Below are 12,430 nucleotides of genomic sequence, written 5' to 3'. Positions count from 1 at the left end.
TCAGTCGGCGAGGCGCTCGTTCAGCTTCGTCAGCAGGTCGATCGCAGCCTCGGGGATGATCGTGCCGGGCGGGTAGATCGCGTCGGCGCCGCTTTCGCGGAGCTCGTCGAAGTCCTGCGCGGGGATCACGCCACCGACGACCACCATGATGTCGCTGCGGCCGAGCTTGTCCAGCTCCTTGCGCAGCTCAGGCACCAGGGTGAGGTGGCCGGCTGCCAGCGAGGAGGCGCCCACCACGTGGACGTCGGACTCGACGGCCTGACGTGCGGTCTCCTCGGGGGTCTGGAACAGCGGGCCTACGTCGACGTCCATGCCGAGGTCGGCATAGGCGGTGGCGATGACCTTCTGGCCACGGTCGTGGCCGTCCTGACCCATCTTCGCGATGAGGATGCGCGGGCGGCGGCCTTCCTTGGTCTCGAACTCCTCGACCAGGGCGCGTGCCTTGTCCACCGCCTCGTTGTTGCCGGTTTCCTTGCTGTACACACCAGAGATCGTACGGATCTGCGCGGTGTAGCGCCCGTAAACCTTCTCCAGCGCGTCGGAGATCTCGCCCAGCGACGCCTTGGCGCGGGCCGCGTCGATCGCCACCTTCAGCAGGTTGCGATCAGGGTCCGTCGAATCCGGGTTGGCTGCGACCCAGGTGAGGCGCTCCAGCATCTCCTGCGTGACAGTCTCGTCGCGCTCGGCGCGTAGCTGTTCGAGCTTGGCGATCTGCGCACCACGAACGGCGCGGTTGTCGACCTTCAGCACGTCGAGCGCGTCCTCGCTGTCGAGGTTGTACTTGTTGACGCCGATGACCGGCTGGCGGCCGGAGTCGATGCGGGCCTGGGTGCGGGCAGCCGCCTCCTCGATGCGCATCTTCGGGATGCCCTGCTCGATGGCCTTGGCCATACCGCCTGCCTGCTCCACCTCCTGGATCCGCTCCCAGGCGCGACGCGCGAGCTGCTCGGTGAGCTTCTCGACGTACGCGGAGCCGGCCCACGGGTCGACCGTCTGGGTGGTCTTGGATTCCTGCTGGATGAACAGCTGGGTGTTGCGGGCGATGCGGGCGGAGAAGTCCGTCGGCAGCGCGATGGCCTCGTCGAGCGCGTTGGTGTGCAGCGACTGGGTGTGGCCCTGCGTCGCGGCCATGGCCTCGATGCAGGTACGGCCCACGTTGTTGTACACGTCCTGCGCGGTCAGCGACCAGCCGGAGGTCTGCGAATGCGTCCGCAGCGACATCGACTTGGGGTTCTTCGGCCCGAAGTCGCGCACCAGACGCGCCCACAGCATGCGGGCGGCGCGCATCTTGGCGACCTCCATGAAGAAGTTCATGCCCACTGCCCAGAAGAAGGACAGGCGGGGTGCGAACTGGTCCACGTTGAGGCCCACCGATTCGCCGGCGCGGATGTACTCCACGCCGTCGGCCAGGGTGTAGGCCATCTCGATGTCGGCCGTCGCGCCGGCCTCCTGCATGTGGTAACCCGAAATGGAGATCGAGTTGAACCGCGGCATGTTGTTGGAGGTGTAAGCGAAGATGTCGGCGATGATCTGCATCGACGGCGACGGTGGGTAGATGTAGGTGTTGCGGACCATGAACTCCTTCAGAATGTCGTTCTGAATGGTTCCGGCCAGCTGCTCGGGCTTGACGCCCTGCTCCTCGGCGGCGACGACGTACAGCGCCAGCACGGGAAGCACCGCACCGTTCATCGTCATCGACACCGACATCTGGTCCAGCGGGATGCCGTCGAACAGCTGCCGCATGTCGAGGATCGAGTCGACGGCGACACCGGCCATGCCCACGTCGCCGGCCACGCGCGGGTGGTCGGAGTCGTAGCCACGGTGGGTGGCGAGGTCGAACGCGATGGACAGGCCCTTCTGGCCGGCCGCGAGGTTGCGGCGGTAGAAGGCGTTGGACTCCTCAGCGGTGGAGAAGCCCGCGTACTGGCGCACGGTCCAGGGCTGGTTGACGTACATCGTCGCGTAGGGCCCGCGCAGGAACGGCGGGATGCCCGGCGCGGTCTCGAGGAAGTCGAGCTGGTCCAGGTCCGCGCCGCGGAACAGCGGCGGCACCAGGATGTGCTCCGGCGTCTGCCATCCGGCGGAGTGGCCGACCTCGTGGTTGATCGCGTCAAAGGTCTCCTCCGCGTTGGCCGGCACGGCCGACGCGAAGTCGATATCGGTAAAGCGGGGGATAGTCACTTCTCAGCTCCCAACTGGTCGAGGGTGGTGGTGAGCAGCTCGACCACGTTCATGCCGTCGAACACGTTGCCGTCGACGGCGGTCTCTCCGCCCTCGCCCAGTTCCTTGATCTGTCCTGCGACGAGCACCGTCTGCGCGCCGGCGGCCCGGAGGGCCTCAGCGACGGCGACACCCTGATCGGCGTAGACCTTGGCGGAGGAACACAGCACCGCAACGGTGGTGCCCTGCTCCTTCAACTGACGCGCGAAGTCCTCCGGCGAGCTGCCCTCGGCCAGCGGCGTGTCGATGCCGCCGACGTGGAACAGGTTGCCGGTGAAACCCTCACGGGCGCCGAAGTCGCGACGCTGGCCCAGGCAGGCCAACAGGACCTTGGGGGCGTTGCCCGCTTCGCGGGCCTTGTTGGCGCGGTCGCGGAGGTTCTCGAAGTCCTGCGAGTCGCGCACCAGCTTCAGGCCGCCCAACTCGGGGGCGGCAGGGCGGGGCTTGGCCTCGACCGGCTTCTCCGCGTGGTTGGGGAACATCGACACACCGGTCAGCGGGAGCTTGCGGGTGGCGAGCAGCTTCTTGCGGGACGCGTTGAGCTCGTCGAGCTGCGCCGCCACCGTGCCATCGGCCAGGGCCTGGGCGAAGCCGTCGGCCTCGAGCGCCTGGAAGACGGCCCAGGCCTTCTCGCTCATCTGGCGGGTCATCGACTCGACGAACCAGGCGCCGCCGGCCGGGTCGTTGACGCGGCCCACGTTGGATTCCTCGGCGAGGAGGATCTGCGTGTTGCGGGCGGTCCGGCGGGAGAACTCCGACGGGAGGCCCCATGCGGTGTCGAACGGCTGGACCGTCTGCACCTCGGCGCCACCGACAGCCGCCGCGAACGACGACATGGTGCCGCGCAGCAGGTTGACGTAGGCGTCGTCGCGGGACAGCTGACGCTCCGACGTGACGGCGTGCTGGACGGCGCCGCGCTTGGTGTCGGTCACGCCGAGCACCTCGCCGACGCGGTTCCACACGCCGCGGAGGGCCCGCAGCCGCGAGATGGTCGCGAACTGGTCCGTGGTGGCGGAGACGCGGAAGAGGATGGCGTCGAAGGCATCGTCGACGGTGAGCCCGGCGTCGGTCAGCGCGCGGACGTACTCGACGCCCACCGCGGCCGCATAGGCCAACTCGTGCACGTCGCCGGCGCCGGCGTTGTGGTAGATGGTGGCGTCCACGACCACCGGGCGCACGCCCGGGAACGGCTCGGCCAGCTCGACGGCGTCCTTGAGGACACTGAGGTCGGGCCCGGTGCCGGCCAGGGCGGCCGCACCGATGGGATCGATGCCGAAGTTACCGGTGAAGGAGGAGTTGTCCTTGTCGGACGCCTCGAACACGGCGGCCAGCGCCCTGGCCGCCTCCAGCTGTTGGGTTTTCGAGGTGAGGTAGACCGGCGCGAGGTCCAGGAGGACGTCGGAGAGCACGGCTGAGAGGTCTTCAGGCTGGATCGCGTCGGGGTCGACGCGGATGTAGACGGCGGTGCCACCGCGCTCCAGGTCCTGCAGGATGAAGCGGCGGGTCTCCGTCGCGTCGGGGTCCTCGTGGAGCTGGGCGACGTGCCAGGCATCCATGCTTCCGTCGCGCACGGTCGTGCCGCGCACGAACGGGGCGACGCCGGGGAAGCCCAGGTCGTCCGTGCCGTCGCTCTTCACGTACAGCGGCTTGATGGTCAGGCCGTCGACGGTGGTGCTGGTCAGACGCTTGTACGCCTGTTCAATGTTCAGCTCCGTCCCTTCGGGGCGCCTGCGGTTGAGGACCTTCAGGACCTCCTTCTCCCAGTCCGCCTGGGAAGGAGTATCGAAGTCCGCGGCCAGGCTGAGATCGGCCGCACTGGTGGCTTGATCGCTCATAGCTCTCCGTCTTTCTAGGGGGTGAAACCCACGTTTCAACCCTAGACCAGCGCTTTTCGCTCATAACCCGAGGCCAGAGATTGAACGAAAATCGGTGCGGCTAAAATTGCAGGGACTTTTCTGCCGGATCAGCGCAGCTGCGGAGGGATGCGGCAGAATTCTCCCTCCGGATGTGGCGCCAGGGCTCAGCGTCCCCGGTCGGCGCGGACAGGCGCGCGGTCCCCGCGGATGGAGGCCACCATGTCCAGCACCCGCCGGGTGGCCCGAACGTCGTGCGCGCGGAACACCGTCGCCCCTTGCCAGGCTGAGATTGCGGTGGCCGCCAGCGTGCCTTCTAGGCGTTCGTCGGTGGGCAGGTCGAGGGTCTCGCCCACGAAGTCCTTCCGGGAGATCGCTTGGAGGACGGGGTAGCCCAGGGCGACGATGCGGTGGGTGTTGGCCACCAGCGCCAGCGAGTTCAGCGTGGTCTTGCCGAAGTCGAGGGTGGGGTCGATGAGGATGCGCTCCCGGGGGAGCCCCGCTTCCTCGGCGCGGCGGGCGCCCTCCTGCAGCCCGTCCAACACGTGCTCGACGACGGCGTCGCCCGGGCCGTAGTCGATGCTGGTGGGATCTGTGCGCGGCGGGAGCCCGCCCGTATGGGAGATGACGTAACCGGCGCCGGTCTCGGCGGCGACGTGGACGAGGTCGGCGTCGGCCCCCGCCCAGGTGTCGTTGATGAGGTCCACCAGGCCGGCGCACGCCTGGGCGACCTCGGTGCGCCAGGTGTCGACGGAGGTGAGCACCGGCAGTTCACGCAGGGCCTCTAGCACCGGCAGCACGCGCTGGATCTCCTCGGTGCCGCTGACCCACTCGCCTTCCTGACCCGCGCGGACGCCGCCGATGTCGATGATGTCCACGCCCTCGTCGATCATCTGCTTGGCGCGTTCGACGGCTGCGGTGGTGTCGGCGTAGCGGGCTGCGGTGTAGAAGGAGTCGCTGTTGCGGTTGATGATGCCCATGACGGCTGGGCGGGACGCATCGAAGCGCCGGCCTCCGAGGACGAGGGGCGCAGGCGAGGAGAACATGGCGCCGAGTCTAGGCGTGCAGCGCGACGGCGGTCATGGGTTCCACGGTGACCTTCACCTTCCCGTCCTTCACCTCGAAGGTGCAGTCCTCGGGAACCAGGGCGTCGCAGTACGTGCCGTCGGGGAGGTTGGTGGTCAGCTCCGGCTCGATGGCCTTGGTGGAGTTCCCGTTGATCGCGATCAGGCCGAGGTCACCGCGGTCGAAGGCGACGGCGTAGCCCTCCTGCCACAGGTTCTCCGGCTCGGCATCGCCCACGACGGCGGCCCACTCCACCAGCCCCGCGTAGCTGCGGTGGAGGCAGAGCCAGGTGCCCGGTTCTGGCTTGTCCGTGGGCGTCGGCTGGGCGCACTCGGTGTCGGTGACCACGCCGTCGGACTGGGGCGCGCCGGCGTCGCGGTCGGTGAAGGCGTACCCGCTGTAGAGGACCGGGGTGCCGTACGGCACCGCCAGCAGCAGGATGTTGGCCAGGTGGTACTTCTCCGGGTCCTTGTACGACAGCGTCTGGCGGTTGCGTTCGGTGTCGTGGTTGGTGACGAACGTGTACGCCTGCTCGGACGGCACCTCGCCGTCGCGGATCTCGAGGGCCCGGTGGACGGCGCCGCCGGGGACGATGCCGGCGATGTCCTTGGCGAACTGGAACGCGAACACCGAGCCGGCGTCGAGGTAGTCCTCCGGCTGGATGGGCTCGCCGGAACCGCGGATGACCTCCGAGACGATGAGGGGGTCGCCGTCGAGGGAGTCGACGATGGCCTGCACGTCGCGGGCGGGCAGGTGCTTGGCGGCGTCGATGCGGAAGCCGTCGACACCGAGGCTCAGGAGGTCGTCGAGGTAGGCCGAGATCCTCTGCTGGACCGCGGGCTCTCCCGTCCGAAGGTCCGCGAGGTTACTGAGTTCGCACTCCTGGATCTCCTGCTGGTCGAGGTAGTTCTCGATGTCGCCCGAGGGCGTGGCGCACTGGTGGAAGTCCGCCTCGGTGTAGAGGCCGGGATAGTCGTAGTGGGTGAACGCGCTGCCGGCGACGCCGGTGCCGCCGTCGATGCCGGCCATGTGGTTGATGACGGCATCGGCGATCACCTTGACCCCGACTTCGTGGCAGTCCTTCACCATCTGGTGGAACTCGGTGCGGGTGCCCAGCTTGGACTCGATCCGGTAGCTCACCGGCTGGTAGGAGGTCCACCACTGCTCACCCTCGATGTGTTCCTGGGCGGGGGAGAGGAGCACGAAGCTGAACTTGCCGGGCCCCAGCACGTCGGTGCACTCGCGGGCGACCGACTTCCAGTTCCACTGGAACAGCTGCACCCCGACGTGGGGCGTGGCGGGCGCCGGAGCCACCGAGGTCGTCGTCGACGGTGTGGTGTCAGAGGGCGCTTCGGAGGCAGGCGAACAGGCGCTGAACGCAAGAGTCGCCGTGAGGAGGATGCCGAGGACGCGTCGCATGCGTCGATTATCGCTCACCCTGACCCCATCCAATTGCTCATGGAACGGGCGCCGAACCCCGGTCCCAGGCAGCGACGGCGAGCTCAGGCGAGCGGCGGCCGTAGGATGCGAGGGTGATGCACGCCCCCACCACCCGCTACGGCGTGATCCAGGCCGCCTACTGGAGCGGCTTCTGCATGGTGCTGCTCTTCGCCAGCGCCTACCTCCTCGACGCGGGGCTGACCAACTCCCAGATCGGCTTGGTGATCGCCGCCGGAGGCGCGCTGTCAGCGGTGCTGCAGCCCGTCGTGGCCGGGGCTGCGGACAGGTCGCGACGCGTGCCGCTCCGCATGTGGGCCGCTGCCCTCTCGGCGTTGCTGGTGGCCGTGGGGGCGATCCTCCTCATCCCCGGGCTGCACTGGTTGCTCACCGCCGTGTTCTTCGGCCTGTTGGTGCTCACCGTGCAGCTGTTGCAGCCCCTGGTCAACGCCCTGGGGATCGCGGCGATGGCGCGCGGCGTGAGGCTGAACTTCGGGGTGGCGCGGGCGGCGGGCTCCGGCGTCTTCGCGCTCGTGTCGGTGGGGGCCGGCTGGGTCGTGGCCGTGGCCGGAAGCGTGATGGTGCCGCTCCTGATCATCGCGTTCCAGATCGCCTTCCTCGTGGCGACGGTGACCTTCGTGCACCGGGGCGGGATCGCCGTCGTGTCGGGAGCCCCCGACGCACCGGTGGCGGCGCCCACCCAGCCGATGACGCGCGCCCGGTGGCAGCGCTTCTTCGTCCTGCTGGCGGGCATCACGGTGCTCATGACCTCCCACGCGATGATCAACAACTACATGCTGCAGGTCATGCGCCACCACGGCGGTGACACCGGCGAGATGGGCACCGCCGTGATGATCGCGGCGCTGATGGAACTGCCCGTGATGGTGCTCTGGGGCAGGGTGATGGGCCGCTGGTCGCCGGGACGCCTCCTGCAGTTGTCCGGCGTCTTCTTCGTGGTGAAGACGGCGCTGACCTGGCTCGCGCCCAGCGTGCTGGGCATCTACGGGGCACAGACGCTTCAGATCGGCGCCTTCGCGGCGATGGTGATGGCCTCGGTGTACTACGTGGAGCGGATGCTGCCGGCGCGCGACCGGATCAAGGGCCAGGCCTACATGACCATGACGGCGACCGCTGGCTCGGTGGTGGGCTCGCTGCTGGGCGGCCTGCTGCTGGATGCGAGCGGGGTGCCGCTGATGTTGCTGGTGGGCACCGGGATCGCCGCAGTGGGCGGGGCGCTCACGCTCGTCTCGGCGGAGTCGCGGCTCTGAGCTTCGCGTCGGGCGAAGTCTTCGGTTTCTCTGGAGGCGGCCGGCTCAGAGGCCGTCCGTCACCTCGGTGGGGGAGGTCTGCAACTGCGTCAGGCGTTCGTTGACCTGGGCCAGCACCTCGGCGGTCTCCGCGTTCAGCGACTTCATCGCCTTGCGGCGGGTGGCGCCGCTGTTGGCGTGCCACGCCAGTTCACCGCGCATCCGCAGCGCCTGGGCCTGTCGTCGCCAACCGGTGGGCTCCACAGCTTGGGGGAAGGTCTCGGAGACGGCCTCGGCGGCCACCTCGATCGCGTTGAGCTTGGCCTCGAAGCGGAGCTTCGGGTTCTCCGAGTTCGTGGCCTCCTTCAGCTTGGCCACGGCACCGTCGATGCTCTCGGAGATCTGGGGGTTGTCGCGCAGCGCGGACAGCAGCGTGGCTGTCGCGGCGATGACGCCGGAGGCCGTGGTCACGATGAGGCGGATTTTGCTCATGCCGGACATTTTACGGTGGCGCCCCAACTGCCGGTTCCGGATCTTGTGGACGCGCGCTCGGCCCTCATCGACCCAGCGCGAAGTACGCTTCTCGGATGGCGAACGAGCAGCCCAGGCCCGACGACATCGGGCGCGACCAGGAACCGCCCCACAAGCGGCTGGACCGGCACTGGAACGAGCTTCTCCAGGAGTTGCGGGTCACGCAGGGGGGCGTGCAGATTCTCGCCGGCCTGCTCTACACGCTGCCGTTCCAGGCCCGGTTCGAGGCCGTCGACCAGGCGCAACGCTGGGTCTACCTCGGGGCCGTGTCGTTCGCCACGCTGAGCGCTGCGCTGCTGATCGCGCCGGTGGCCTTCCACCGGGCGCTGTTCCGCCGTCGGCTCCGGCAGAACCTCATCCGGGTCTCCGCCACCGTCACCAAGCTGGGCCTGGCGCTGCTCGCGCTGTCGCTGACCCTGGTGTCGGTGCTGGTGTTCAGTGTGGTGGCGGGCTGGGTGGCCGCGGCCGTCAGCGGCGGGGTCGCCGTCCTCTTCTTCTCCGTGGTGTGGTTGGCATTGCCGCTGGGCTGGTCCAGGGGTTCGCCCGAGAAGGAGGGCGAGCCGAAGGTCTAGGCCAGCACCGTCTGGTCGTAGGAGTACATCGACGCCCGGTACACGTGCATGCCGAATTCGACGGCGCGGTGCTGCTCGTCGTAGGCCGTGCGCTGCATCGTCAGGAGCGCGCTGCCCGCAGGTTCGTTCAACAGCCGGCCCTCCTCCGCGGTGGCCAGCCTGGCGCCGATCTGCTGGTAGCCGACGGTCACCTTGATGTCGCGCTCCCTCAGGCAGGCGTAGAAGCCCTTCTCCTCGAGTTCCTCGCGGTTGGGGGCGATGGTGGCGGGCAACCAGTTCTGCATCACGGCGAGCGGCTCGTCGCGGAGCATGCGCAGGCGCTTGAAGTAGACCACCTCCGTGCCGGGATCGAGGTTGAGCGCGGCCGCGACCCCGGGCGTCGACGATTCCTGCAGCCACGACAGCACGGTGGTGCTGGGGTCCACGCCGGACTTCTCGAGGTCGTCGTTGAGGGAGGTCAGCGACATGGGGCGGTGCACGCGCATGGGGGTGACCTGGGTGCCGGCGCCCCGTCGACGCACGATGAGACCCCGGTTGGTGAGGGTCTCCATCGCGCGCCGGGCGGTGGGCCGCGAGACGCGGAGGCGGGCGGCCATGGAGACCTCGTCCTCCAGGCGGGTGCCCGGCGCGATCTCGCCCGTCTCGATGAGGCTGGCGAGGGGTTCGGCGATCTGCGCGTGCAGTGGGACCGTGCTGTCGCGGTCGATCGTGATGTCCACTACGTATGGTTTGGTGCTCGGCATGGTGCGTCCGACCCTGCTTCCCGTGATTCCCCTGGGGCAGCCCGCCGTTGGGCTGGTTGATGACAGTCTAGATGCAGCGACGTATTAAGACGCGAATATGTGCTGATCTTTGTCCGGTGACATGAGCGTCCACGCGGCTGCGTCCACCGCTCAGGGGCGTCATTGTCAGTTGGTGGCAGCCACGGTGAAGTCGCCCCAGCGTTCGATCCGCCAGCCGTCCGCCGTCGAACCGTTCAGCACGATCCATTGGGTGTTCTTCAGCGGCGGTGCGTTGTCGAAGCCGAACTCCGGGTCCTGCCAGATCGCCCACACGCGCAGGGCGGCACCGTGGCTGACGAGCGCGACGTGGTCATCGCCCGCCTGCTCCATCGCCGCGACGGCGTTGCTGAAGCGGGTCATGAACTCGCGGGCGGTCTCGCCACCCTCCAGGCCGATGTCCATGTTCTCCGGGTGCCACGTGTTGAGGATCCCCACGTACGCGGTCCAGTCGGTGTTCATCTCCTCGACGCCGGCCGCAATCTCGTGGATGCCGTCGACGATGATGGGCTCCAGGCCCCTGGCCTCCGCCAAGGGTGCGGCGGTCTGCTGCGCGCGGATCAGCGTGGAGGCGTACAGCACGTCGATCTTCTCGTCCGCAATCGCCTCGACGAGGGCCTCAGCCTGCGCCAGGCCGGTCTCGTTGAGCGGGGCGCCGGGGTGGGCGGTGTCGAGCTGACGGTTGACGTTGGAATCGGTCTCCCCGTGACGAATCAGGATCAGGCGCATGAGCCGAAGCCTAGCCAGCCGGGCAGCGACCCTGAAATTGCGGAGGGGTCAGGGCAACCGGGGGACGTCGCCCCGAAGACCGGTGGAGGTCACGATGGTGTCGGCCTGGCCGCCGCTGTGGGTGATGTTGTGCTCGTCGTGCACCGTCAGTTGCGTGCGGTGGTGCCGCAGGGCCGTGGCGACGCGGGGGCGGTAGCGCTCGAGTTCCACCCAGACGTCGGCCTTCGAACGGTCGGCCGTCAGGGAGGCGTAGGGGATCCCGAGCTCGTCGGCCGCCGCCCTGGTCAGGTGGTGCAGGCGGACGTGGTCCGGGTGGCCGTAGCCGCCGTCGGCGTCGTAGCTGACGGCAAGGTCGGCGTTGGAGCGGCGCAGGAACGCGGCGATGTCGGCCACCGCCTCGGCCTCGTCCGCGGCGAAGAGTGAGCGAGCGTCCGCGGTGTCGCCCGGGCCCGCCACCGTGTCGTTGATCCACTGCATCCCCGAATCGAGGTAGCGGCGCGGCTCTTCCCCCGCCGCGCGGGCCGGGGGCATCCCGAGATACGCGTGCGCCGCCACACCGAGCTCGTCGATCGCGCCAGCGAGCTCCGCCTCACGGCGCCGTTCGAGTTCCGGCGTGCCGGCCAGGACGGACAGGGGGCCGGGCACCACGCCGCCCATCTCGCCGCGCGTGGCGGTGAGCAGGGAGACCTTCACCCCTTCGTCGGCCAGGTGGGCGATGAGGGCACCGGAGGCCAGCGTCTCGTCGTCGGGATGCGCGTGCACGAAGGTGACCCGCTTGACGCACCGTTCCGCCAGCACCCGGCGGTAGTTGTCGACGGTGTGCTGGGCCGTGTGCGCCCACGTCATCGTCTCCGCGCGTTCGCGGCCGGTGCGGCCGAGCTTGTCGCGCCCGGCCGCGTCACGCAGCAGCGGGCGGAGGGCCGCGGCCCAGTCGTGCGGATTGTGGGTGGGCAGCAGCAGGCCGGTGTGGGTGTTGCAAATGGCCTCGGTCAGGCCGCCCGCAGCCGCGGCGAGGACAGGGATGCCGGAGGCCGACGCCTCCAGCGCGACCAGGCCGAACGTCTCGGAGTGCGACGGGACGAGCAGCACGGAGGCGTGGCGCATGATCTGCGCGAAGGACTCGCGGTCCTGGCCGGGCAGGAAGGTGACCCTGCCCTCCAGCCCGAGTTCCGACACCAGTGAGTGGAGTTCGGCCTCGTAGACGGCGAAATCAGCCGACACCTGGCCCACGACGACCAGGCTGGGCCGCTCGTCGGCCGGCAGGAGCGCCAGCGTGCGGATGGCGATGTCCGGCGCCTTGAGGGGCTGAAGCCGGGCGGCGAAGAGGAGGTAACCGGGATCCACGCCGGGGGCGGGCGTCCAGGTGTCGCCGGGGGTGGCGGGGTGGAAGAGGCTGATGTCGACGCCGGGCTGCACGATCGCGACGTGCTCCGGGTCTGCCTGGCAACGCCCGATCACGACGGCGGCCTCGTGGTGTGAGACGGCCAGGATCAGGTCGGATTCCCGCGCGCACTGGACCTCGCCGTCGAGCCGCGCCGGCGACTCCGGCGGCTCGCCGTCGCGCAGCGGGGAGTTCGGATGCGCGGCGACGGAGTGGTAGGTCATGACGTGCGGGACGCCGGCCGCCCGGGCCAGAGGGATGGCCGCGACGCCGGACATCCAGTGGTGCGAGTGGACCAGGTCGAAGCGTCCTGCGGCCAGGAGGGGTTCCAGGTTGCTGCGGAATGAGTCGATGTACTGGTCGATCTCGCTCTTCGGCAGCGGCCGCGCCGGGCCCGCCGTCACGTGGTGCAGGATGATGCCGTCGTCCAGCGTGTCGACGTCGGGCTGCTCCGCCGACGAGCGGCGGGTGAAGAACTCGACGTCGACGCCCGCCGTCTTCTGCAGGGCGGTGGCGAGGGCGCGGATGAGCACGTTCATCCCCCCGGCGTCCGCGGTGCCCGCCCGCTCGGCCGGTGAGGTGTGCATGGAGATGAAGGCGACCCGCATGGAGCGAG

The 12,430-nt window shown here is 69.2% G+C and carries 10 protein-coding genes; 2 read left to right on the top strand and 8 right to left on the bottom strand.

Annotation, left to right across the window (positions count from 1 at the left end):
- The 4 genes from scpA to C3E87_RS07650 all read right to left on the bottom strand — a co-directional run bounded on the left by scpA (nucleotide 1) and on the right by C3E87_RS07650 (nucleotide 6,557).
- Nucleotides 1–2,181 carry a methylmalonyl-CoA mutase gene (scpA, locus tag C3E87_RS07665; protein ID WP_076061264.1) on the bottom strand — a complete coding sequence of 727 codons (2,181 nt, stop codon included), beginning with the start codon at nucleotides 2,179–2,181 and terminating at the stop codon, nucleotides 1–3.
- Nucleotides 2,178–4,055 (bottom strand): methylmalonyl-CoA mutase small subunit, encoded by a 1,878-nt coding sequence (gene mutA, locus C3E87_RS07660; RefSeq protein ID WP_076061262.1) that lies wholly within the window; start codon nucleotides 4,053–4,055, stop codon nucleotides 2,178–2,180. Before mutA ends, scpA begins: the two co-directional genes overlap by 4 nt.
- A 185-nt stretch (nucleotides 4,056–4,240) precedes the next feature.
- Complete coding sequence (folP, locus tag C3E87_RS07655) at nucleotides 4,241–5,119, bottom strand: dihydropteroate synthase (RefSeq protein WP_076061260.1); 879 nt, start codon at nucleotides 5,117–5,119, stop codon at nucleotides 4,241–4,243.
- Between the two features lie 10 nt (nucleotides 5,120–5,129).
- Nucleotides 5,130–6,557, bottom strand: coding sequence for an alpha-amylase family protein (locus C3E87_RS07650; protein ID WP_076061258.1), 1,428 nt, complete (start codon nucleotides 6,555–6,557; stop codon nucleotides 5,130–5,132).
- 116 nt (nucleotides 6,558–6,673) lie between these two features.
- On the opposite strand from C3E87_RS07650, the gene C3E87_RS07645 reads away from it, so the two are divergent.
- Nucleotides 6,674–7,843 carry an MFS transporter gene (locus C3E87_RS07645; RefSeq protein WP_233120760.1) on the top strand — a complete coding sequence of 390 codons (1,170 nt, stop codon included), beginning with the start codon at nucleotides 6,674–6,676 and terminating at the stop codon, nucleotides 7,841–7,843.
- Between the two features lie 45 nt (nucleotides 7,844–7,888).
- On the opposite strand, the gene C3E87_RS07640 is transcribed toward C3E87_RS07645, so the two are convergent.
- Entirely contained in the window at nucleotides 7,889–8,314 is a 426-nt protein-coding gene (locus tag C3E87_RS07640; protein WP_143570939.1) for a hypothetical protein, read from the bottom strand.
- Nucleotides 8,315–8,409: 95 nt separating this feature from the next.
- Between C3E87_RS07640 and C3E87_RS07635 the strand changes: the two genes are divergently transcribed.
- Nucleotides 8,410–8,925 carry a DUF6328 family protein gene (locus tag C3E87_RS07635; RefSeq protein WP_076061252.1) on the top strand — a complete coding sequence of 172 codons (516 nt, stop codon included), beginning with the start codon at nucleotides 8,410–8,412 and terminating at the stop codon, nucleotides 8,923–8,925.
- On the opposite strand, the gene C3E87_RS07630 is transcribed toward C3E87_RS07635, so the two are convergent.
- The 3 genes from C3E87_RS07630 to C3E87_RS07620 all read right to left on the bottom strand — a co-directional run bounded on the left by C3E87_RS07630 (nucleotide 8,922) and on the right by C3E87_RS07620 (nucleotide 12,422).
- A complete protein-coding gene (locus C3E87_RS07630; protein ID WP_076061250.1) occupies nucleotides 8,922–9,668 on the bottom strand; it encodes a GntR family transcriptional regulator in 747 nt (248 codons plus the stop codon). The genes C3E87_RS07635 and C3E87_RS07630 overlap by 4 nt on opposite strands.
- 165 nt (nucleotides 9,669–9,833) lie before the next feature.
- Entirely contained in the window at nucleotides 9,834–10,433 is a 600-nt protein-coding gene (locus C3E87_RS07625; RefSeq protein ID WP_083665481.1) for a histidine phosphatase family protein, read from the bottom strand.
- A gap of 48 nt (nucleotides 10,434–10,481) precedes the next feature.
- Nucleotides 10,482–12,422 carry a glycosyltransferase gene (locus C3E87_RS07620; protein ID WP_076061246.1) on the bottom strand — a complete coding sequence of 647 codons (1,941 nt, stop codon included), beginning with the start codon at nucleotides 12,420–12,422 and terminating at the stop codon, nucleotides 10,482–10,484.
- Nucleotides 12,423–12,430: the final 8 nt, after the last annotated feature.

The organism is Tessaracoccus sp. ZS01 (assembly GCF_022342445.1).
Classification (GTDB): domain Bacteria; phylum Actinomycetota; class Actinomycetes; order Propionibacteriales; family Propionibacteriaceae; genus Arachnia.
The sequence above is the reverse complement of the archived record's forward strand: the minus strand, read 5'-3'. Positions and strand labels throughout refer to the sequence as shown.